Genomic DNA, 22,418 nt, shown 5'->3' with positions numbered 1-22,418 from the left:
CGGCTGGCAACTGCTGATCAGGAGGCGCTGATAGCAATCCGGTGAGTAGCTCCGATAAGGTGTTGATGCGCTGCTGCAGATCTTGCTCACGGCGCGCTAGGGAGGCTAACTGAGGATCACTGATATTGGCCCGTGCTGCGCTCGAGGTTAAGGCGCGCTGCACGCCACTACCCCTGGCTAGATCAGCAATCTGGAAGGCCTCTGAAGCTGCGGCAGTATCGCCTTTTGCTTGTTGCGCAAGAGCGGCAAGATAGCTTTCTAAGATAAAAGTCATGCGCTGAGTTTGGCGGATACTTTCCGTTGCATTTTCAGTATCGTTACGCGACTGATTAATCAAAATCGGCACTGAAGTTTTAAATTCAGATAAGGCTTGTGCAGACTGACCAGAAGCTTGAAGAGCTGAAGCGTTGAAGGCGGTCAACATAGCCAATCTAGTTGAACCCTTCTCCATTCTTGCACCATCCTTGGAGAGCATTGCAGAGGTCATTGCTGCCGCCTGTGATGCTTTGCCAGTCTTAATTAAAGCCAGAGCCCAATCTAGATCCTGACCTGAGAAGCGTGAGGCAACCTCAGGATCTCCTTTGACCCCCTCAACCATTTCTGAGAAAACTTTATCAGCCTGAGCATATTTACCATCAGCCACCAAAGCAGAGGCAAGCGTCTTGCGAGCATTTGCAATCAATACGGAGCCTGGATAATTGGTGGATTGCTGCGCCACCTTCAATGCAGCTGTACCCAATAAAACAGCCTCTGCATTGCGACCCTGTTCTGCAATTACCCTTGTGAGAGTTAGCAACATTTGAGAAGTTCTTCCAGAATTCGGACCGAATTGGGTGATAGACAATAGAGTTGCCTCGCGCGCCCAATATTCAGCATCAACCAAGCGTCTCTGGCCTAAAAATGCTTTAGACATATCATTCATTAGATATGCGCGTTGCATGTAATAGCCGCTTACATTCGTTGTTGTATCTTGTAGTACGCGCTTCTCATTATCAAGAACATCCCTGCCTCTATCTTTAATAGTGTCTAGCACTTGTTGATTGAGATTTAAGGCTCTTCTAAAAGATCTTTCCGACTCCAAAAACTTACCCTCAGAAAGGAAATATCTACCCCGACCCATTTCTAGGCTAATTTCCCAGGCTAATTGATATAAAAAATTGGGGTTTTTAGCGGCACTGATCAATGCGCTGTAATCGGACTCCAAGGTATTTAACCAAGTCTTTGCACAGTCAAAGTCACCTAATGACAAGCAGAAGCTAACAATTTGCCTGTCAAAATTTAATACCCAGCCTCGTTGGTTTTGGGGAACCATTGCCTTAGCATCTTCAGCAATTTTCTTCGCCTGCAGTAAGCTACCCTGAATGGATTCACTCATCATATATTGAGCCATTTCATCTATACGCAAATCTATTTGCGGGGATGGATACTCAATTACAGCTTTTTTAATTGCCTCTAAAGCACCTTTACTATTTTCCAAAACCTCTTCCGCCTTAGCCCTGCGATAGTAATAATGGTTTAGAACATCAGAGTCGTTAGTGCTAGGTACTGGTAAGGCGAGAATTTTAGTTGCCTTCTCTATTAAGGATTTATCTGTGCGAGCCTGATTGAGGACCAGCAAAATGTCCTTCACATCGCGTGGAGGTGCCTTAACAATCTCTACATCTGCATCATCTTTTCCAGGAATTGCAAAAGATTGGTTTGCAAATATGAAAATGCTGCAAGACAGCAAGAGTAGTTTGGTTAGAGAAGGCTTGCGCATGAAAAATCCCCTTAGTTTTTATAAGGAATATAGTAGCTCACATTCAGCAAGCTTGCGCCGTGTTGCGCTAGGTAGAGCTACCTAGCAATTTCAAGGGTTTAGAGCGCTAAAGCGCTTTTTTCGCGTTTAAAGTGGGTTTGCTAAAAAACCGCTGTTAGCTTCCAACCACTCGATATAGCGACCCACGCCCTGCTCGACATTTAAGAAGGGTTCTTGGTAGCCAGCAGCACGTAATTTGGTGAGATCGGCCTGGGTAAAGCACTGATATTTACCTCGAAGCGCATCTGGAAAAGGAATGTATTCAATCGCCTTTTCTTTGACTAATTCTTGCAAGCTGGCTGGCTTGGCATTGTCTAATTTACGCATGGCATTAGCAACCGCATGAGCAACGTCATTAAAAGGCTGCGCACGACCGCTACCTAGGTTGAAGATGCCACTAGTTTCTGGGTGATCCAAGAAAAATAGATTGACCTTCACAACATCCTCTACAGAAACAAAGTCGCGACTTTGCTCTCCTGGGCCATAACCACCATATTCGCCAAAGAGTTTGACATGGCCATTAGCCTTGTATTGGTGATACTGATGGAATGCTACAGATGCCATGCGGCCTTTGTGTGATTCACGTGGACCATACACATTGAAGTAACGGAAGCCAACAACTTGTGCAGTATTGGCATTCTCAGCAAAACGCTTACGCATGACTTGATCAAATAAAAACTTGGAATAGCCATAGATATTGAGCGGCTTCTCATGTTCGCGACTTTCCACAAACACATCGGATCCACCATAAGTGGCAGCTGATGAAGCATATAGCAGCTGCACTTTTTGAGCAGTACAAATATCGAGCAAATCCATGGTGTAGCGATAGTTATTCGCCATCATGAAAATACCATCGGTCTCCATCGTATCGGAGCAGGCTCCTTCATGAAAGACCGCCTGAATTTTTCCTAACTTACCGCTACGAAATGCTTCTAGAAATTCATCTTTATCTAGGTAATCAATGATGTCGAGATCAGCCAGGTTGCGATACTTGTCTGCAGGGCGCAGATCATCAACTGCAATGATATTTTTTTCGCCGCGCGCATTGAGTGCTTGAACAATATTGGCACCAATAAATCCTGCGGCGCCGGTTACGATAATAGTCACTGTAATTCCTCTGAAGTAACGGTTGCAGTACCTAACTTACCAACCACAATACCACCAGCACGATTTGCTAAAGCCATTGCTTTTTCAAGCGGCCACCCTGCTGCCAGTGCAACTGCCAAGGTAGCAATAACAGTATCGCCAGCACCAGAAACATCAAATACTTCACGCGCTTGTGCCTTGACATGACTCACGCCAGCTTCGGTGTACAAACTCATGCCCTCTTCAGAACGCGTTAATAGCAAGGCTTGCAGATTAAGAGACTTGCGCAGATTTTGTGCCTTTTCAGTCAAGTCTGCTTCGCTGGTCCATTGACCAACTACTTGGCGTAACTCACTGCGGTTAGGTGTTAAAACCGTTGCCCCGCGATACTTTTCATAGTCTTCCCCTTTGGGATCAACCAAGATCACTTTGTTTTGGGCTCTGGCCTGCTCAATCATGTGAGCCACTTGACCCAGCGCCCCTTTGCCATAGTCCGAGAGAATGACGACATCAGCAGCACCAACAAGCTTTTCGAAGCGCTCTAACTTATGCGCCAAGGCCTTTTGACTGGGGGTCTCTTCAAAATCTAAGCGAATGAGTTGCTGTTGGCGTGCAATCACGCGCAATTTCACAATCGTTGGAACTTCTGCATCAATTTCTAACTGGCTATCAACACCACCAGACTTGAGCAAATCAATCACACGTTGGCCAGGCTCATCTTTGCCAACGATTCCCAGAATAGTAGTTTGCGCGCCCAGGGCTGAGACGTTACGAGCCACGTTAGCAGCACCGCCTAAACGCTCGTCAATCTTGCCTACCTGAACTACAGGCACTGGCGCTTCTGGTGAAATGCGATTGGTATCGCCAAACCAATAACGGTCTAGCATCACGTCGCCCACTACAAGTAGGCGCGCTTTAGAAAACTGTTCTCGGTTTGCTTTTTCCATTTGCATGCTTTTATAACTTAATTATGTCGTCCAATGCCATGGTACTCAATGCCCAATTCTTGCATAGAAGCAGGCTCGTATAAATTGCGGCCATCAAAGATGATGGGGCGCTTGAGTTTTTGCATGACTTGGTCAAAATCTGGAGTATGGAATGCCTTCCATTCAGTCACTATCACCAAGGCATCAGCATCATCTAGTGCCGCCATCGGATCAGCACTCATTGAAACTTTTTTGAGGGCCTCTGGGCTGCTCTTAAAGTCGAGCGCTAAGGCATGTTGAGCTTCTGGCATAGCAACTGGATCATAGGCAACTACTTCAGCTCCACGTTTGACCAATTCTTGAATAATCACGCGACTAGGGGCTTCACGCATATCATCCGTATTTGGTTTAAATGCCAAGCCCCATAAGGCAAATTTCATACCCTTGAGATCATTCTCAAAGCGCTGATCAATCTTATGAACCAGGGTGTATTTTTGCAGCTCATTCACCGCTTCTACAGCATCAAGAATCTTTAGCTCCCTGCCATGTTCTTTAGCTGTTTTAGATAAAGCAGACACGTCTTTAGGGAAGCAAGATCCACCATAACCGGTGCCCGGATACAAGAAACCAAAACCAATACGAGAATCTGAACCGATCCCTTGGCGGACATGCTCAATATCAGCGCCCACTAGGTCAGCCAAATTGGCCAGCTCATTCATAAAAGAAATGCGGGTAGCTAACATTGCATTAGCGGCGTATTTGGTCAGCTCCGCACTTTTCACATCCATGTAATACGTACGCTCATGATTACGATTAAATGGAGCATACAACTTGCGCATCTGCTCTTTGGCGCGCAAACCAGCTGGGGTATTTTCCGTACCAATAACAATGCGGTCTGGGCGCATAAAGTCCTCTACAGCCGCGCCCTCTTTTAGGAACTCTGGGTTTGAAACCACCGAACACAGATCCAAAGGTAATTTTCGTTTTTCAAGCTCTTCAATAATGGCGGCCTGCACCTTATCAGCCGTTCCTACGGGAACAGTAGATTTATCAACAATAACTTTAGGACTTGTTGCATGACGCCCAATATTACGAGCAGCCGCAACGACATACTGCAAATCGGCAGAACCATCCTCGTCAGGAGGAGTACCTACAGCAATAAATTGAATGTCGCCGTGCGCAACAGAAGCAGCGATATCGGTAGAGAACTGCAAACGGCCAGCAGCGCGATTGCGTTCGATCATTTCTTTTAGGCCCGGCTCGTAAATCGGGACGCCGCCAGAATTGAGAATCTCAATTTTTTTAGGGTCTAGATCCAAACAAAAAACATTATTACCTTGTTCAGCAAGACAGGCGCCAGTAACCAAACCTACGTAACCACTGCCAATAATCGTAACTTTCAAACGAACTCCTAATAATGTCTATTTGGGTAAATGGTATTACATTGATGGGCCGCTTGGCGCAACCCCCTCGGAACGTCTCGGGGAGTATGCCTCCCAATGATTACAACCAGGACACTGCCAATAAAATCTGCGGGCACGGAAGCCACAATTACCACAGGTATAGCGAGCCAAGCTTGTCGTACGCTGACGTAGTAAATGCAATATCGATTTCAGTTCAGCCAACCGTTCTGGGTTAGCACTACCCTCTTCAAGCGCTAAACGTGTCTCAGCCAACTTAGACAGCGCACTTAAGCTAGGGGAATGCTGCATCACTTCAGCTAGCATGCCATTAGCCGCTTGAGGGCCACGTATTTTCATTACTTGCTTGTGAACAATGTCGAGCAATTCGCCTGATGCTTGAGTTTTTAATAACTCACACAAGCGATCAAGACCTTCGCCCTCTTTGCCGAGTGCTGCATGCGCTAGCATCCAACGATCTGCTAGCAAATGCATATAAGCAGGATGCGAAGCTGCTACTAAACTCCAGGCCTCAATTGCTTGGGCTGGACGCTCCATTGCTACCAGATAATCACCTTGCAGAATGAGCGCACGCGCATGATTTGGCACCGCCTGTAAGGCGCGCTGAATCGAGAGCTCCGCTTCAGCCACATCTTTGCGGCGTAAAGCATCTTGTCCTAATTCACAATGAAATTGAGCAATCTCCGTGTGATGTGACTTGCCCTGTAAGGTCTCTAGCTCGGTAGCAGCAATGATGGCTTTTTTCCAATCACGCTCGACCTGGTACATCTCTAATAAGCTTTCTTTGGCAGGCACTGCATACTTGCCATTGCCCACGCGATTGAGTGAAGCTTCAGCGCGATCTAATAAGCCCGCACGCAGAAAATCACGACCCAATTCATAAGCAGCATGATCACGATCACGCGGCTTGAGGTCATCGCGATTTGCTAAATGCTGATGCACTTTAATGGCCCGTTCTGTCTCGCCGCGACGGCGGAATAAGTTTCCGAGCGAAAAGTGTAATTCGATAGTTTCCGGATCTAATTGCGCAATCTTCACCAAAGTTTCAATCGCTTGATCTGGTTGCTCATTAAGCAGAAGACTCAAGCCCTTAAAGGTGGAGCGCTGCTGACGCATACGCTCGCGCTCGTCCATGCGATTTTCAAGTCGCAAATCCCAACGCGATGCCAGCCAACCAATGCCAAACATGATCGGCAAAAGCAATAACCAAGATGTGGCTATCTGAATCATGGCGCGCAGAATTTAAATAAAAAAATGGCCCGAATGGACCACTGAGGTTGAGCCTGAATCTTAGGCACCAGAACCCTCTTTGGGGCCCGCCTGCTTCAACGGCTTGTAATCAACTCGCTCGCGCAACTCTTTGCCTGGCTTAAAGTGCGGAACGCGTTTTTCTGGAATCATCACTTTCTCACCAGACTTCGGATTGCGACCGGTGCGAGCAGGACGATGGTGAAGTACAAAACTTCCCACGCCGCGCAACTCGATGCGCTTACCTTCGGCCAATGCTTGAGTCATTGTGTCCAGTAATGTTTTTACCGCTAACTCCACATCTCTAGGCAAAAGCTGCGGAAACTGTTCCGCGAGGCTCTCCACGAGTTCGGAGCGGGTAATTGCTTGTTGCTCTTGATCTGTCATGATCTATCAATAAAAAACCGCCGCTTCCCTAGTGGAAAGCGGCGATATTGATTTAGCCTTGATTGTCCAATTTTGCTTTCAACAAAGCGCCCAAATTGGTTGTGCCAGACTGCGCATCACCTTGGAGTTTGTTCATTGCATCTTGTTGATCAGAGCTGTCTTTTGCTTTGATTGAAAGATTGATTACACGTGACTTACGATCAATATTGATGATCATTGCAGTAACGCTATCGCCTTCTTTCAATACATTGCGTGCATCTTCAACGCGATCTGTTGAGATCTCAGAAGCACGCAAGTAAGCTTCAACTTCATCAGCCAAATGGATAGTTGCACCCTTAGCATCAACCGCCTTAACAGTACCGGTTACTAAAGCACCTTTGTCATTAACGGAAGTGTAGTTGTTGAATGGGTCACCAGACAATTGCTTGATACCGAGAGAGATACGCTCTTTCTCAACATCAATTGCCAATACAGTGGCTTCAACTTCATCACCTTTTTTGTATTTCTTAACAGCCTCTTCGCCTGGCTCATTCCATGAGAGGTCTGAGAGGTGTACTAAACCGTCGATACCACCAGGCAAGCCGATGAATACGCCAAAGTCAGTGATTGACTTGATTGCGCCAGACAACTTGTCACCTTTTTGCTGTGAACGTGCAAACTCTTCCCATGGATTTGCTTTGCACTGCTTGATGCCCAAGCTAATACGACGCTTGTCTTCATCAATATCGAGAACCATGACTTCAACTTCGGTACCCAATGCAGTTGCTTTGCTTGGAGCAACGTTCTTGTTGGTCCAGTCCATTTCAGAAACGTGTACCAAACCTTCGATACCAGATTCGATCTCAACGAATGCACCGTAATCAGTCAGGTTAGTTACTTTGCCGAATAAACGGGTGTTTGGTGGGTAACGACGAGCGATACCAACCCATGGATCATCACCGAGTTGCTTCACGCCGAGTGAAACACGGTTCTTCTCTTGATCGAACTTCAAAATCTTAGCGGTAACTTCTTGACCCACAGTCAACATCTCGCTTGGGTGACGCACACGACGCCATGCCAAATCGGTAATGTGCAAGAGGCCGTCGATACCACCGAGGTCAACGAATGCGCCGTAATCAGTGATGTTCTTAACGAGGCCAGTAACTACTGCACCTTCTTTAAGGTTAGACATCAACTTAGCACGCTCTTCACCTTGGCTAGCTTCAACCACTGCACGACGTGACAACACTACGTTGTTACGCTTACGGTCAAGCTTGATAACCTTGAACTCCATCGTCTTACCTTCGTAAGGGCTGGTGTCTTTGATTGGACGTGTATCAACGAGCGATCCAGGCAAGAATGCGCGGATACCGTTAACCATTACAGTCAAGCCGCCTTTAACCTTACCGGTAACAGTACCGGTAACGATCTCAGCTTGCTCGAGTGCTTTTTCCAAATTCAACCATGATGCTAAGCGCTTAGCTTTGTCACGGGAGAGGATGGTGTCGCCGTAGCCGTTTTCGAGGGCGTCAATAGCAACAGAAACGAAATCGCCAGGAGCCACTTCAATCTCGCCAGCGTCGTTATGGAATTCTTCAACAGGAATAAACGCTTCAGACTTTAAGCCAGCGTTAACAACGACGAAGTTATGGTCGATGCGAAGAACTTCAGCCGAAATAACTTGGCCGGTCTTCATATTCGATCGGGTTAATGATTCTTCAAATAATTCTGCAAATGATTCAGACATGTGTATTCACTTTGTGCCGCCAGAAGGCCCGACGGGTTAGGTTAAAAAAGTCTTCAGAAACACGCTTATGAAATAAATGCGTTGTGGAGTTTCTTCGGACGCCAAAACTACTACTTACAGCAAACTGCTTTACTACTTACAAAATTAGGCAATCGCAGATTGATGCCAATCCAAAACCGTCTTAACTGCTTGATCTATCGACAAATCTGATGTTTCAAGCACTTTTGCACTATCTGCAACCAGAAGCGGTGCGGCACCACGACTACTGTCTCTGGCATCGCGCTCCTGCAAATCTTGCAGTAAGTCGGAAAGTTTAGCAGAAATTCCCTTAGCTATCAATTGCTTATAGCGACGTTCGGCCCTGGCAGAGGCTGTTGCAGTGAGAAAAACCTTCAAAACAGCATCTGGGAATATGACGCTGGCCATATCCCTGCCATCAGCCACCAAGCCAGGAAATTGACGAAAACTGCGTTGCAGACCTACCAATGCCGATCTCACCTCAGGATGAACGGCCAAAGCAGAGGCTCTTAAGCCAATGCTTTCAACTCGAATCGCATCAGTAACATCTTCGCCATTAAGGAAAATTTGACTATTTTTGAATGAAATCAATAACTTAGGAACTAAAAGACCCAATTCTGGGCCATTGTTGACATCGATCCCCTGTTTTTCACTAGCGAGAGCGACTAAGCGATAGAGCGCCCCGCTATCCAAATAATGAAAGCCAAGCTTTTCAGCAACCAAGGATGCCACCGTCCCCTTGCCCGAAGCAGTAGGTCCATCAATAGCAATGACTGGAGGAAGATTCATACTGAGAATTGAGTTAGCTCACGACTTTCGCAAGCTCTGCAAAGTACGTTGGGAAAGTTTTGGCTACGCAGTTTGGATCATTGATCTGAAGTGCGTTTGGACCAAATGCAGCCAGCGAGAAGCACATCGCCATACGGTGATCATCGTAAGTATCAATACCTTCACCTGGCGAGCACCAATCCGTTTTTGCCGCAGGTGCTTGAACAACAATGTAATCCGCACCCTCTTCTACGACTGCGCCAACTTTTTTCAATTCCTTAGCCATCGCCGCAATACGATCTGTTTCTTTGACGCGCCAGCTCGCAATGCTGTTTAAGCGAGTAGGTCCCTCTGCAAATAAAGCGGCGACTGCCAATGTCATTGCCGCATCCGGAATCTCAGTGCAATCGAGTGTGATGCCCTGGAGTTTGCCATTCGGATTTTTCACACCAGCAACTTCAATCCAATCTTCACCTGCGGTAATGTTTGCGCCCATCAATGCAAGCGCATCGGCAAAAGCAACATCGCCTTGAATGCTATTTTTACCGACACCCAAAACCCTTACAGGGCCGCCACCAATGGCGCCCAAAGCAAGGTAATAAGAGGCGGAAGATGCATCGCCCTCAACCGACAACTGTCCTGGGCTTGTATATACAGACTGTGATGTTTTTGCTGGAATGATGAACGATTGCGCATCAGGACATGCGACCACTACGCCAAAGCGTGCCATCAACTTCAAGGTGATATCGATATAGGGGCGAGAAATTAACTCACCGATCACTTCAATCCGAACAGGCTCTACTGCGACTAAAGGCAATGCCATGAGCAAAGCCGTTAAGAACTGACTAGACACATCACCGCGCACCTTCACATGCTCTTTGATCTGAATCTGTGCTGCTGAAATCTTGATGGGTGGATAGCCCTCTTGTAATTCGTAGTCGATTTTTGCGCCAACCTGACGTAAACCATCGACCAAATCTCGAATCGGCCTCTCATGCATACGAGCAACGCCAGATAATCGATAGTTACCACCTTGCATTGCTAGCGCTGCCGTCAATGGACGAATCGCCGTACCTGCATTGCCCATAAACAGGTCTGCATCGCGTACCGGGAATTGACCACCACAACCTTCCACAACACAAACCTTGCCCTCTTGATCAATCACTGTGAGACCCAATTGACGCAAAGCATTCCGCATTACCTGCGTGTCATCCGCATCCAACAAGTTTGTCAGGGTCGTTGTACCCGAGGAGAGCGCTGCCAATAGTAGCGCTCTATTGGAAATACTTTTAGAGCCTGGCAACACAATCGAGCCTTGCGCTCGCTGAAATGGCCCAATCGTAATTGCTGGCAAACCACTCATCAAAGCACATCCAAATCTTGACGTGCCTTGCTCGCCTTATTAAATAATTTTTCCAAGCCTGCGCCATCGCTTTCAGCAACAAGCTTGCGCAGATGGTTCACGATCAACAGGTACTGATCCAACTCTTTCAAGATGGCAGTGCGATTACCCAAGCAAATATCGCGCCACATTTCTGGGCTGGAGGCAGCAATACGAGTGAAATCTTTGAAACCTGCACCAACATGGCTGAGCTTTTGATCTGCATCCTCTGAATTCACTACGCTTGCCATCAAGGCATAAGACAAGAGGTGAGGAAGATGCGATACAGCTGCATAGATGGCATCGTGCTGCACGCTACCAATCTTTTTAACCTCAGAACCTACGGACTCCCAAAAGCCGACAATCAAATCCGTATCTTGTGGGGAGTTTTCTTGTAGTGGGCAAATGATGGTTTGCTTGCCTTTAAATAAGTCTGCCTTGGCAGCACCAGCGCCATGTTGTGCGCCACCTGCAATCGGGTGTGCCGGTACAAATTGACATGCTTTTTTACCCAACACTTCTTTGGCAGCCAAAATGACATCGCCTTTAGTGCTACCTGCATCGGTAATCATGGTGCGAGGTTCAAGGTGAGGTTCCATCACCTCAAATGCTGCGCGCATTTGCGCCACAGGGACACAAAGCACGATCACATCAGATTGCTTGGCAGCCTCTACTAAATCCACCACACCATCAATGGCGCCCATCTTGAGGGCTTGATCAAGATTCTCTTTGCTACGACCAACGCCCAATACTGTTTTTACAACGCCGGCCTGTTTTAAGGCCAAGCCGAGAGAGGCGCCGATCAAGCCGACACCGACAATGGTGACTGTGCCGTAATTACTTGCAGGATTAATGATGGTCATGAATATTGTTATTCTGAATGCTTACGATTGCGCCAAGATTTCTTTAAGAGCAGCAATGAAGGCTGCATTCTCCTCCGCCAAGCCAATCGAGATACGTAACCATTGTGGCAATCCGTAGTTACCAACCGGACGCACAATAATTCCGCGCTTGAGCAGAGCCAAATTCATACGCGCGCCCGCTTGATCATCTTCGCCTACTTTTACCAATACGAAATTGCCAGCAGAGGGTAAGTATTGAAGGCCTAATCGATCAAATGCCTTAGTTAACTGCTCGTAGCCTGCGCGATTAAGCTCGAACCCCTGCTGTAAAAACGCCTTGTCCTGAAATGCGGCAATGGCTGCAGCTTGTGCAAGGCTATTCACGTTAAATGGCTGACGAATACGATTCAATAAATCCGTTAGATGCGGTTGCGCAACGCCATATCCAATACGCAAACCAGCCAAACCATACGCTTTAGAGAAGCTGCGCGACAAAATCATATTTGGAAATTGCTTTACCCAAGCAATTGCGTCATAGCGCTGCTCTGGTGTGAGGTACTCGTTATAAGCCTCATCAAGGACAACCACCACATTCGATGGAACGGCTACTAGGAAATCTTCAATCTCTTTAGCTGTTAAATAGCTACCAGTCGGATTATTGGGGTTGGCTACAAATACGAGTTTTGCTTTATCGCCAGCAGACTTGATAGCGGCAAGCATGGCAGGCAAGTCATGCCCATAATTAGCAGTAGCGGCCACCTCAATCGCTTTTGCACCCACTGCTTGAGTGGCAAGAGGATATACCGCAAAAGCATGTTTAGAAAAAATCACCTCGTCGCCGGCTTGAGCAACAGCACGCGCTGCCAACTCCAAAATGTCATTGCTGCCATTGCCCAAGGTAATCCAATCGGTCGGAACACCCAAGCGATCTGCCAAGACATTTTTTAACTCAAAGCCATTGGAGTCTGGATAGCGACCTAGATCACTGGCGGCCTTGAGCATGGCATCTTGTGCGGACTTAGGCATGCCCAATGGATTTTCATTGGAGGCAAGCTTCACAATTTTGCTTTCATCCAAGCCATACTCACGCGCTACTTCGCTAATAGGACGACCGCCGACATAAGGCGCAATCGCATGAATATGTTTTAAGCCAATCTTGGAAGACATTCGTGCCTTACTAATCTTTTAATAAACCAATCTGGGCCCAATTAGGCCGAGTGGGGATAAGAACCGAGGTTTTTATAAAACGCTGCGACCTCTTTGAGCTCAGCTAAGGCCTTCAGCACTTTTTCATCATCCGCATGCCCTGCGATATCTATGTAAAAGTGATATTCCCAAGTACCTTTGCGCGCAGGACGAGATTCGAAGCGATTCATCGATACGCCATGTTTTGCTAATGGTGCAAGCAAACGATGCACTGCGCCAGGCTGGTTATCGACCGACAACACCAAAGAAGTTTGATCTTTACCGGTAGGGGTGCACGCATAGTTGCCAACAACAACAAAACGCGTACGGTTATGTGGATCATCCTGAATTTGGGCGGCGACGGCTTGTAAGCCATAAGCCTCTTGCGCAGGATCACCGGCAATGGCTGCCAAAGTTGGATCCGCTGCTGCCAGGCGGGCTGCCTCCGCATTACTGCTCACCGCCTGACGCTTGAGCTGAGGTGCATGCACACTCAACCATTGTTGACACTGAGCTAATGCTTGAGCATGTGCGCAGACAGTGCCAACACCGTCCAAGTTACCGCTCTTGGTTAGGAGGTGATGGCGAATCGGTAGCACCACTTCACCGCTAATGCGCATAGATGAATCGAGCAACAAATCTAGCGTACGGGAGATCGCGCCCTCACTCGAATTTTCTACAGGGACCACGCCAAATTGCGCCGCACCCTTCTCTACCGCTTTAAAAACTTCGTCCAAGCTTGCGCATGGCAAACCTGCAATGGAATGCCCAAAATAGGTTTGCGCTGCCTGCTCAGAAAATGTTCCTACTGGCCCCAGATAAGCAATTGTTTGACGAGCTTCTAAAGCCCTGCAAGCTGACATCACCTCACGCCAAATAGCAGCAATGCCATCGGGGTGCAGAGGGCCTGCATTAATTTCTTGGAGACGTGCTACTACCTGGCGCTCACGCTCAGGACGAAACACCGGTGAGGAGAAGCCGCCTTTAACGTGGCCTACTTCCTGCGCTGCTTTTGCGCGTTGCGTCAGCAAATCTAAAATCTGTGCATCCAATGCATCGATTTTTTCCCGCAAGGGAGCTAAGCGCTGTTCTTCAGTACTCATTAAGCCCGCCTTTCAAAGTCGCGCATAAATTCCACCAAGGCCTTAACGCCTTCAATGGGCATTGCGTTATAGATGCTGGCCCGCATTCCACCTGCAGCCTTATGGCCTCGCAAGGCAACTAGACCAGCAGCATTGGACTGCGCCAAAAACTCTGCGTTCAGACCCTCATCCTTCAGGAAGAAGGTCACATTCATCCGTGAGCGATAGGCTTTGGTGACACGATTCTCATACAAACTACTTTGATCTAAGAAGTTGTAGAGCAAATCCGCTTTTTCTTGATTGCGCTTTTCAATGACCTTCACGCCACCCTGTTTCAGTAACCACTTGAATCCCAGGCCAGCCATATAAATTGAGAAGGTTGGCGGAGTATTAATCATCGATTGCGTATTCGCTTGCACAGACCAATCCCAAATGGTTGGAGTGATACCCATGCTGTGCCCAAGCAAATCTTTGCGAACAATCACAATCGTTACGCCTGATGGGCCGATATTTTTTTGGGCGCCACCAAACCAAACAGCCGCTTTTGTAACATCCATCTCTTTGGAGAGAATGTTGCTGGAGATATCTGCAACCAAAGGGGTATTGCCAACATCCGGCACATCCGCAAACTCCACGCCACCAATGGTTTCATTGGCGCAGTAGTGCACATAAGCTGCATCACTAGATAACTGCCAAGTAGATCTGGCGGGAATGGTGTTGAACTTCTCCGCCGCAGAAGATGCTGCTAAATGCGCATTACCGTATTTCTGCGCTTCTTTGAATGATTTTTCAGACCAAACCCCAGTGACTAAAAAATCAGCCTTAGGACCATTCTTACCTAAAGGCATGAGATTCATTGGAATGGCAGCGTTTTGCCCAAGTCCGCCACCTTGCAAAAGCAAGATCTCATACGAATCGGGAATATTCATCAAAGTGCGCAGGTCTTGAATAACCTCTTCGTACACTTCCATGAACTCTTTGCTGCGATGACTAATTTCCATCACGCTCGTACCAAGTCCACGCCAATTAAGCATTTCATCGGCAGCCTGCTTCAATACCTCTTCAGGCAAAGTAGCAGGCCCCGCAGCGAAATTAAAAATGCGGCGGTCAAAAGTCATGATGTGATCCAGTCTAAAGGTAACGCTTACGCGTCACCTGCCGTATCAGTATTAGCGTCGGTTGCTGGATCTGCAGCTACATCATCCTCTTCTGCATCTCCTGCTTCATCGTCTGAATCGCTCTCAGCAATACGCTGTAAGCCAGACAAACGAGTGCCTTCATCAACATTGATCAAAGTTACGCCCTGTGTGGCACGACCCATTTCGCGAATTTCAGAAACCCGCGTGCGCACTAAAACACCACCAGTGGTAATCAACATAATTTGATCTTCTGGTGATACCAAAGCTGCAGCGACAACTTTACCGTTACGTTCGGTTGTCTGAATCGCAATCATGCCTTTCGTACCGCGACCATGACGGGTGTACTCTGCAATTGGAGTGCGCTTGCCGTAACCGTTTTCAGTGGCTGTCAACACGCTACTTGGAATGGCAATGCCATTGGCATCCACTACGGCCGCTTCTGCACCCTCAGCCGCTTCTGCTGGAGCAACCAACATCGCAATCACTTGATGACCTTCGCCTAAGTTCATACCGCGTACACCACGTGCAGTGCGACCCATTGGACGAACATCATTCTCATCAAAACGTACCGCTTTACCAGCATCAGAGAACAACATCACATCATGCTGGCCATCGGTAATCGCCGCGCCTACTAAGAAGTCGTTTTCATTCAAGTCAACCGCAATAATTCCGGCCTTACGGGGATTAGAGAAGTCTGACAAACGGGTCTTCTTCACGGTACCCAAGCTGGTCGCCATAAATACGTATTGATCGTCTTGGTAGCCCTTAATTGGCAGAATCACCGTGATTTTCTCACCCTCAATCAGCGGGAACATATTCACAATTGGCTTGCCACGCGAGGTACGACTTCCTTGCGGAACTTCCCATACCTTGAGCCAGTACATGCGACCACGGTCAGAGAAGCACAGAATCGTGTCATGCGTGTTCGCTACGAATAAGGTATCAATCCAATCTTCATCTTTTGTTGCAGCCGCTTGCTTGCCACGACCACCACGTTTTTGTGCGCGGTACTCACTCAGCGGCTGACTCTTCATGTAACCCGTATTGGAAAGTGTCACCACCATATCCAACGGCGTAATCAAATCTTCAGTGAAGAGTTCTGTTGCATTCATTTCAATAAATGAACGACGACCGGTATCACCACCAGCAACACCGAATTCAGACTGCACTTCTTTCAGCTCAGACTCAATCACTTGAGTGACACGCTCTGGCTTGGCCAACAAATCCAGTAAGTCAGAAATCTCCGCCATTACTTCTTTATATTCGTTCACGATCTTGTCTTGCTCAAGACCAGTCAAGCGTTGTAAACGCATTTGCAAAATTTCTTGCGCTTGACTATCTGAGAGACGATACAAGCCAGTCGTTTGCATGCCGTACTCAGGCAACAATCCTTCAGGACGATAAGCGTTGCGGCCGCCTGGGGTATCGGTCTCAGCGCGCGCCAACATCTCACGTACCATCGATGAATCCCATGCTTTGCCCATCAGCTCTTGCTTAGCAATCACTGGATTTGCAGCAGCTTTGATGATTGCGATGAACTCATCAATGTTAGCCAATGCCACCGCCAAACCTTCTAAGACGTGACCGCGATCGCGTGCCTTGCGCAATTCAAAAATCGTGCGACGTGTGACCACTTCACGACGATGTTGCAAGAAGTACTCCAGCATTTGCTTCAAGTTCAACAAGCGTGGTTGGTTATCAACCAAAGCCACCATGTTCATACCGAAGTTATCTTGCAGTTGAGTGCTCTTGTACAAATTGTTGAGAACGACTTCAGGCACTTCACCGCGCTTGAGTTCAATCACAACACGCATACCGGATTTATCTGACTCGTCACGCAAATCAGAAATGCCTTCCACTTTTTTCTCGTTCACCAACTCCGCAATACGCTCGAGCAAGTTCTTTTTATTAACTTGGTATGGCAGCTCATCAACGATGATCGCCTGACGTGAACCTTTATCCAAATCCTCAAAGTGGGTCTTCGCGCGCATCACCACACGGCCACGGCCTGTGCGATAGCCTTCGCGAACCCCTTGGACGCCATAAATGATGCCGGCGGTCGGGAAATCTGGGGCTGGAATGATCTCAATGAGCTCATCAATCGTGCATTCTGGGTTGTGGAGGACGTGTAAACAGGCTGTAACGACCTCATCCAGGTTGTGCGGAGGGATATTGGTCGCCATACCCACCGCGATGCCAGAACTGCCGTTAATCAGCAAATTGGGCACTTTGGCCGGCAAAATCAGGGGTTCTTTCTCGCTACCATCGTAATTTGGCCCGAAATCGACGGTTTCCTTGTCCAAATCGGCCAATAACTCATGGGCGATCTTGCGTAGGCGGATCTCGGTATACCGCATTGCAGCAGCGTTATCGCCGTCTACGGAGCCAAAGTTACCCTGCCCGTCAACCAGCATATAGCGCAGAGAGAAGTCCTGGGCCATACGAACGATGGTGTCATACACCGCAGAATCACCGTGCGGGTGGTATTTACCGATTACATCGCCAACTATACGGGCAGATTTTTTGTAAGCTCGGTTCCAATCGTTGTTTAATTCATACATCGCGAATAAGACCCGGCGGTGAACCGGTTTGAGGCCATCACGCACGTCTGGCAGGGCTCTGCCGACGATGACGCTCATTGCGTAGTCCAAATAGGACCGCCGCATTTCGTCTTCGAGGGATATTGGTAGTGTTTCTTTAGCGGCTTGTTCCATCTAGAAATAATATCATTTTGATGACAGAGGGGCGCTATGCTAAGATTCTGTCAGTTTGTACGAAATTGAGATGTGTCGCTTTGCAGTTTTTGCTTCAAGGTAGGGCGAATTACATTTAAGTTTGACTTTAATTAAAAAAGAGATTTTTGAGGACTAAAAATGAACAAAACCCTAAAAGTGTTGCTCGCTTCTGTTATTACCGTTTCTGCTTCTGCAGCAATGGCTTCTGATAACTGGCAAAACGGCGACGGCGCCCTAAACTGGAAAAACGGCGACGGCACATTGTGCTGGCGTGATAACAACTGGACTCCTGCTACTGCAGCTAAAGGTTGCGATGGTGCGTTGACTGGTGGTGCAGCTGCTGGCGTTAGCCAAAGCAAAATCACTTTGCAAGCTGACACACTTTATGACTTCAACAAGTCTGACTTGAAACCAGAAGGTAAAGCTACTTTGGACAAGATCGCTGCTGATTTGAGCAAGATCAAGTTGGAAGTAATTATCGCTGTTGGTAACACTGATAGCGTTGGTACAGATGCATACAACATGGCCCTCGGTCAGCGTCGTGCACAATCCGTTAAGACATACCTCGTAAGCAAGGGTGTTGACGGTAGCCGTATCTACACAGAATCAAAAGGCAAGAGCAATCCAGTTGCATCAAACGCAACTGCTGAAGGCCGCGCTAAGAACCGCCGCACCGACATCGAAGTTGTTGGTACAGCTAAGTAATTCTTTTTACTTGTAAAAAAGCCCGCTTCTAGCGGGCTTTTTTATTTCCGCTATATTCATAAACTTCTTCCACTGCAGCGCAACCTATCCTTATTCCTATGAATGTTGATCAGTCCGAAATCGCCAAATTTAGCGCCCTAGCTCACCGCTGGTGGGATCCCAATAGCGAATTCAAACCTTTGCACGCCATCAACCCCCTGCGCCTTTCTTGGATCAAATCATTTGTAGATTTGAATGGTAAGAAAGTGGTTGATATTGGTTGTGGTGGTGGCATCTTGGCTGAATCCATTTCTCAATCCGGTGCCGAGACAACCGGTATTGATTTATCTGAAAAAGCGCTCAAAGTTGCCGAACTGCATGCATTAGAAGTAGGTGCAAACCTCACCTACAGATCCATCTCAGCGGAAGCATTGGCAGATGAACAACCCGAGCAATACGATGTAGTGACCTGCATGGAAATGCTCGAGCATGTACCAGATCCATCATCTGTTGTGCGCGCTTGCGCTAAGCTGTGCAAACCCGGAGGCACGCTCTTTTTTAGCACCCTCAATCGCAGCCCTAAATCCTACTTATTCGCCATTATTGGCGCCGAATATATTCTGAAACTACTCCCCAAAGGTACTCACGAATACGCTAAATTTATTAAGCCTTCTGAGCTTGTTGCTTTTACACGTCATGCTGGCCTAGAGATGATTGGCATCAAAGGCTTGAGTTACAACCCGCTTACCCAGGTGTACAGCCTTGGTGATGATGTGGATGTGAACTACATGATTGCGGTTCGCAAATGAGCGCAGGTTTACAAATACTTCAAAGCCCCTACCAAGGGGTCTTTTTTGATCTTGATGGCACCCTAGCGGATACGGCACCAGACTTAGTGGCAGCTACGAACCAGCTATTGCTAGCGCGCAATTTGCCGCTAAAGCCCTATGAATTTTTACGCCCCTACGCATCTGCTGGCGCCCGCGGCCTTCTAGAGGGGGCCTTTGGCATCGCCCCAGACCATCCTGATTTCATTGGACTACGAGATGAATTTTTCGCTAACTATGAAAAAGCTTTGTTAGTTGAGAGCAAACTCTTTGACGATATGGATCATCTCCTGACCCAAATGGAGCAAGCCAGTCTTCCTTGGGGCATTGTGACCAATAAAAGCGAACGCTTCACCAATCCCCTGACCGAGCTCATGGGCCTGAGCCAAAGAGCCGTTTCTACTGTCTCGGGCGATACCACCCCATACTCAAAACCCCATCCTGAGCCTATCCTGCATGCAGCACGAATTGCCAATATCGACCCCACTAAATCGCTTTATGTAGGTGATGACATTAGAGACGTCATCGCAGGCAAAGCAGCGGGTATGCATACCGTGGCGGCAGCTTATGGTTATTGCGGCTGTAAAGAGCCTCCAGAGGCCTGGGGCGCAGACTTCATCATCCATAGTCCGCTCGAGTTATTGCAAATCATCTTTCCCAACAAGGGATAAACCAAAGATATTGAGCAAACTCAGGCTATCAGCCTTAAAATAGAGACTTCCTATGCATGAACTCTGGGGTCGACATGGTTTCGACGTGGATTACAAAGCATCAAGGGCATACCGAGGACCCGTTATCTCGTAAATCAATGGGAATGTTTTAACTGCAAACGACGAACGTTTCGCACTAGCCGCTTAATTGCGGTTGCCCCTGAACTGATTCTCTCTTGGGTCAGCTAGCGCAAGCTAGATCAGGGTCATTTACAAGAGATAAGATCATTTCATGTCACGGGGAATGATTCGAAAACTTAGTGAATCGTCAGCAAAGAACGTGTCAATCCGTGCTTAACTGATTAAATCAAATGATATGACTAAGTATGTAGAACTTGTTGTGGAGGATTTGCGGACGCGGGTTCGATTCCCGCCGACTCCACCATTTAAAGCAAACCCCTCTGATTGTTAGAGGGGTTTTGTTTTACTCACTCATTTTTTGCAGTCAAACGCCAAAGCGAGGTGAGCTCAGCTGATCTGGCCCGATACAAAGCATCCGCTTTATCAAATGATTTAGGGTGATTGGGCTTGGTATCTATGCGCGCAATGACTTTAAGGCCGGCACTCTCTATCCAGCCAAGTAACTGCTCTCGACTCCGCAAACCCAAATGCTCGGCTAAATCCGACAGAATCAACCAACCCTCACCGTTAGGTAAAAGATGCTCTTTGAGGCCATTCAGAAAACCTTTCAGCATCTGACTTTCTGGGTCATAGACCGCCTGCTCTAGCATCGAGCTAGGACGAGCTGGCAACCAAGGTGGATTGCAAACAATCAGCCCTGCTTTGCCCTCGGGAAATAAATCCGTTTTCAGAATCGTGATTTGCTCACCAAGGCCTAAGCGGTCAATGTTTTCTTGGGCACAGGCAATGGCACGCTCGTTCAGATCGGTCGCAATAATGTTGCGCACATCCCGGACTGCCAGCACCACTGACAGAACACCAGTACCTACGCCGATATCAAATGTCAGGGATTGGGTACTGAGTGCTGCTGGCAAAGGCGCTTTTAAGACTAGCTCAATATATTCGCCACGAATGGGTGAAAACACACCATAGTGCGGATGAATCCGAATTTCTTCATCCTCTCTTGCTAGTACTGGTACACCTTTCTTACGCCACTCATGGGCGCTAATTACGCCCAATAATTCACGCAAGGAAATCACATAGTCTTGCTCTTGTTTGCCGTAGGCCTCAAGACAAGCTTGCGCTACATCCGGTGCACGCCTTAAAGAAATGCTGTGATCCGCATTCACGGGAATGAGCAACATCCCCAAAATACGCGCACGTTGAGACTGCGCCAAGCGATGAAGATTAAAGCTATCTAGAGGACTTTTGGTTTTATCTTTTTCAACGCGCTCCGTCCGTTGAGATTTCTTCGAGGGCTTATCTGCCCTTCGGACCAAAGCTTGCAGAAGCTGGCGGGCATTTTGAAAATCGCCTCGATACAAAATTGCCGTACCTTCGCAAGCCAGGCGATAGGCGATATCAGCAGTCAGCGTATCGTCACCGATCTGAATTTTTTTATGCGGGGCAATACCGTTTTCTGAACGCCAACGAGCCGAGTGAGTTTGACCACCCTCTTCCCAATGAATCATTAGGAAACTGCAAAACGATTATTTTGATAATCGTCGATTGCCTGTTCAATCTCAGCGCGCGTATTCATCACAAAGGGACCGTACTGCACTACTGGCTCATGCAATGGCAAAGCCGCAAGCACAATCAATTGCGCGCCCTGAGCACCGGCTTTGATTTTTAAAAGATCTCCATCACCCAAGACGATAGCGGCCTGCTTAGGAGCCGGTCTCATGGGTCCACCCACCTCTAGTTCGCCTTCGTAGATGTACAGAAAGGCATTTAGCTCCTTAGGAATGCGATGTTCAAACTCGGCATTCGCTGGTAAATGCACATCCAAAAATAATGGGGCCGTGGTGATTCCTTGAATTGGACCTGCAACCGTCTTACCATCGGCTGCATATGTGCCTGCAATGACCTTGACGAAGCCGCCATGGGGAAGGGTTGCCTTGGGAATATCTTCCACCTGAATATCTTGATATCCGGCAGGCTTCATCTTTTCAGCGGCAGGCAAATTAATCCACAACTGGAAGCCGCGCATTGCGCCGCTAACCTGCTGGGGCATCTCGGAATGAATAATGCCTCGTCCTGCCGTCATCCACTGCACACCACCTGTTTTGAGGTGCCCCTGATTGCCTAAATGATCCTCATGCAACATATGTCCTTCGAGCATATAGGTCACCGTCTCAAAACCCCGATGTGGATGCGCCGGAAATCCCGCCACATAATCATTGGGGTCATTTGAGGAAAACTCATCCAGCATCAAAAAAGGATCTAAACGCACTTGCTGCTGACCGCCTAAACTACGGCGCAATTTGACGCCCGCACCATCTGAGGTGGCGATACCCGGAATAATGGCTTGAATATTGCGGATCATCTTGTTTGC

General features: G+C 47.8%; 18 protein-coding genes, 1 other RNA gene and 1 pseudogene. 4 read left to right on the top strand and 16 right to left on the bottom strand.

From position 1 onward, the window contains the following. The 14 genes and pseudogenes from ICN24_RS10240 to gyrA form a co-directional block, all read right to left on the bottom strand. Window positions 1–1,759, bottom strand: a 1,759-nt coding sequence (locus tag ICN24_RS10240) for a hypothetical protein (protein ID WP_216223669.1), incomplete at its 3' end; no start/stop codon positions are given. A 126-nt stretch (window positions 1,760–1,885) separates the two neighbouring features. Next, on the bottom strand, window positions 1,886–2,905 hold the full coding sequence (gene rfaD / locus ICN24_RS10235) for an ADP-glyceromanno-heptose 6-epimerase (RefSeq protein WP_216223667.1): 1,020 nt from the start codon (window positions 2,903–2,905) through the stop codon (window positions 1,886–1,888). Then, complete coding sequence (gene rfaE1, locus ICN24_RS10230; protein ID WP_216223665.1) at window positions 2,902–3,831, bottom strand: D-glycero-beta-D-manno-heptose-7-phosphate kinase; 930 nt, start codon at window positions 3,829–3,831, stop codon at window positions 2,902–2,904. Before rfaE1 ends, rfaD begins: the two co-directional genes overlap by 4 nt. Before the next feature lie 17 nt (window positions 3,832–3,848). Next, window positions 3,849–5,213 (bottom strand): UDP-glucose/GDP-mannose dehydrogenase family protein, encoded by a 1,365-nt coding sequence (locus ICN24_RS10225; RefSeq protein ID WP_216223663.1) that lies wholly within the window; start codon window positions 5,211–5,213, stop codon window positions 3,849–3,851. A gap of 36 nt (window positions 5,214–5,249) precedes the next feature. Further along, on the bottom strand, window positions 5,250–6,461 hold the full coding sequence (gene lapB, locus ICN24_RS10220) for a lipopolysaccharide assembly protein LapB (RefSeq protein WP_216223661.1): 1,212 nt from the start codon (window positions 6,459–6,461) through the stop codon (window positions 5,250–5,252). Between the two features lie 66 nt (window positions 6,462–6,527). After that, window positions 6,528–6,866: pseudogene (locus ICN24_RS10215) on the bottom strand (integration host factor subunit beta); the annotation flags it as partial. 52 nt (window positions 6,867–6,918) lie between these two features. Beyond that, window positions 6,919–8,592 carry a 30S ribosomal protein S1 gene (gene rpsA, locus ICN24_RS10210; protein ID WP_216223657.1) on the bottom strand — a complete coding sequence of 558 codons (1,674 nt, stop codon included), beginning with the start codon at window positions 8,590–8,592 and terminating at the stop codon, window positions 6,919–6,921. A gap of 144 nt (window positions 8,593–8,736) precedes the next feature. Continuing rightward, window positions 8,737–9,399 carry a (d)CMP kinase gene (gene cmk, locus ICN24_RS10205; protein ID WP_216223655.1) on the bottom strand — a complete coding sequence of 221 codons (663 nt, stop codon included), beginning with the start codon at window positions 9,397–9,399 and terminating at the stop codon, window positions 8,737–8,739. 13 nt (window positions 9,400–9,412) lie between these two features. Then, on the bottom strand, window positions 9,413–10,732 hold the full coding sequence (gene aroA, locus ICN24_RS10200; protein WP_216223684.1) for a 3-phosphoshikimate 1-carboxyvinyltransferase: 1,320 nt from the start codon (window positions 10,730–10,732) through the stop codon (window positions 9,413–9,415). Between the two features lie 8 nt (window positions 10,733–10,740). Continuing rightward, window positions 10,741–11,622 (bottom strand): prephenate dehydrogenase/arogenate dehydrogenase family protein, encoded by an 882-nt coding sequence (locus ICN24_RS10195; protein ID WP_216223653.1) that lies wholly within the window; start codon window positions 11,620–11,622, stop codon window positions 10,741–10,743. Window positions 11,623–11,643: 21 nt separating this feature from the next. Further along, window positions 11,644–12,768, bottom strand: coding sequence for a histidinol-phosphate transaminase (gene hisC, locus ICN24_RS10190; protein WP_216223652.1), 1,125 nt, complete (start codon window positions 12,766–12,768; stop codon window positions 11,644–11,646). A 41-nt stretch (window positions 12,769–12,809) separates the two neighbouring features. Further along, window positions 12,810–13,889 (bottom strand): prephenate dehydratase, encoded by a 1,080-nt coding sequence (gene pheA, locus ICN24_RS10185; protein ID WP_216223650.1) that lies wholly within the window; start codon window positions 13,887–13,889, stop codon window positions 12,810–12,812. After that, window positions 13,889–14,986: a 3-phosphoserine/phosphohydroxythreonine transaminase gene (serC, locus tag ICN24_RS10180; RefSeq protein WP_216223647.1), complete on the bottom strand. Its 1,098-nt coding sequence runs from the start codon at window positions 14,984–14,986 to the stop codon at window positions 13,889–13,891. Before serC ends, pheA begins: the two co-directional genes overlap by 1 nt. Before the next feature lie 26 nt (window positions 14,987–15,012). Beyond that, window positions 15,013–17,721 carry a DNA gyrase subunit A gene (gene gyrA / locus ICN24_RS10175; RefSeq protein ID WP_216223645.1) on the bottom strand — a complete coding sequence of 903 codons (2,709 nt, stop codon included), beginning with the start codon at window positions 17,719–17,721 and terminating at the stop codon, window positions 15,013–15,015. A gap of 159 nt (window positions 17,722–17,880) precedes the next feature. Between gyrA and ompA the strand changes: the two genes are divergently transcribed. The 4 genes from ompA (at window position 17,881) to ssrA (ending at window position 20,348) form a co-directional block, all read left to right on the top strand. Beyond that, on the top strand, window positions 17,881–18,447 hold the full coding sequence (gene ompA, locus ICN24_RS10170; protein WP_216223643.1) for an outer membrane protein OmpA: 567 nt from the start codon (window positions 17,881–17,883) through the stop codon (window positions 18,445–18,447). Window positions 18,448–18,545: 98 nt separating this feature from the next. Beyond that, the gene (gene ubiG, locus ICN24_RS10165; RefSeq protein ID WP_216223641.1) at window positions 18,546–19,235 is read left to right on the top strand and encodes a bifunctional 2-polyprenyl-6-hydroxyphenol methylase/3-demethylubiquinol 3-O-methyltransferase UbiG; all 690 of its coding nucleotides are present in this window, start codon (window positions 18,546–18,548) and stop codon (window positions 19,233–19,235) included. Next, on the top strand, window positions 19,232–19,924 hold the full coding sequence (locus ICN24_RS10160; protein WP_216223639.1) for an HAD family hydrolase: 693 nt from the start codon (window positions 19,232–19,234) through the stop codon (window positions 19,922–19,924). Before ubiG ends, ICN24_RS10160 begins: the two co-directional genes overlap by 4 nt. A gap of 65 nt (window positions 19,925–19,989) precedes the next feature. Continuing rightward, window positions 19,990–20,348, top strand: a transfer-messenger RNA (tmRNA) gene (gene ssrA, locus ICN24_RS10155). Between the two features lie 43 nt (window positions 20,349–20,391). Here the strand turns inward: ssrA and ICN24_RS10150 are convergent. Both ICN24_RS10150 and ICN24_RS10145 read right to left on the bottom strand, forming a co-directional pair. Beyond that, window positions 20,392–21,555 carry a class I SAM-dependent methyltransferase gene (locus ICN24_RS10150; RefSeq protein ID WP_216223637.1) on the bottom strand — a complete coding sequence of 388 codons (1,164 nt, stop codon included), beginning with the start codon at window positions 21,553–21,555 and terminating at the stop codon, window positions 20,392–20,394. Beyond that, the gene (locus ICN24_RS10145) at window positions 21,555–22,409 is read right to left on the bottom strand and encodes a pirin family protein (protein WP_216223635.1); all 855 of its coding nucleotides are present in this window, start codon (window positions 22,407–22,409) and stop codon (window positions 21,555–21,557) included. The genes ICN24_RS10150 and ICN24_RS10145 overlap by 1 nt, the downstream gene beginning before the upstream one ends. Window positions 22,410–22,418: the final 9 nt, after the last annotated feature.

The organism is Polynucleobacter sp. UK-Kesae-W10 (genome assembly GCF_018881575.1).
Classification (GTDB): domain Bacteria; phylum Pseudomonadota; class Gammaproteobacteria; order Burkholderiales; family Burkholderiaceae; genus Polynucleobacter.
The sequence above is the reverse complement of the archived record's forward strand: the minus strand, read 5'-3'. Positions and strand labels throughout refer to the sequence as shown.

Bases quoted from the DNA above. Each gene is read 5' to 3' on its own strand.
- hisC (WP_216223652.1), bottom strand. From the start codon at position 12,768: ATGTCTTCCAAGATTGGCTTAAAACATATTCATGCGATTGCGCCTTAT.
- ICN24_RS10150 (WP_216223637.1), bottom strand. From the start codon at position 21,555: ATGATTCATTGGGAAGAGGGTGGTCAAACTCACTCGGCTCGTTGGCGT.
- ICN24_RS10160 (WP_216223639.1), top strand. From the start codon at position 19,232: ATGAGCGCAGGTTTACAAATACTTCAAAGCCCCTACCAAGGGGTCTTT.
- serC (WP_216223647.1), bottom strand. From the start codon at position 14,986: ATGACTTTTGACCGCCGCATTTTTAATTTCGCTGCGGGGCCTGCTACT.
- ICN24_RS10195 (WP_216223653.1), bottom strand. From the start codon at position 11,622: ATGACCATCATTAATCCTGCAAGTAATTACGGCACAGTCACCATTGTC.
- rfaE1 (WP_216223665.1), bottom strand. From the start codon at position 3,831: ATGGAAAAAGCAAACCGAGAACAGTTTTCTAAAGCGCGCCTACTTGTA.
- cmk (WP_216223655.1), bottom strand. From the start codon at position 9,399: ATGAATCTTCCTCCAGTCATTGCTATTGATGGACCTACTGCTTCGGGC.
- ompA (WP_216223643.1), top strand. From the start codon at position 17,881: ATGAACAAAACCCTAAAAGTGTTGCTCGCTTCTGTTATTACCGTTTCT.
- ICN24_RS10145 (WP_216223635.1), bottom strand. From the start codon at position 22,409: ATGATCCGCAATATTCAAGCCATTATTCCGGGTATCGCCACCTCAGAT.
- ubiG (WP_216223641.1), top strand. From the start codon at position 18,546: ATGAATGTTGATCAGTCCGAAATCGCCAAATTTAGCGCCCTAGCTCAC.
- gyrA (WP_216223645.1), bottom strand. From the start codon at position 17,721: ATGGAACAAGCCGCTAAAGAAACACTACCAATATCCCTCGAAGACGAA.
- pheA (WP_216223650.1), bottom strand. From the start codon at position 13,889: ATGAGTACTGAAGAACAGCGCTTAGCTCCCTTGCGGGAAAAAATCGAT.
- rpsA (WP_216223657.1), bottom strand. From the start codon at position 8,592: ATGTCTGAATCATTTGCAGAATTATTTGAAGAATCATTAACCCGATCG.
- lapB (WP_216223661.1), bottom strand. From the start codon at position 6,461: ATGATTCAGATAGCCACATCTTGGTTATTGCTTTTGCCGATCATGTTT.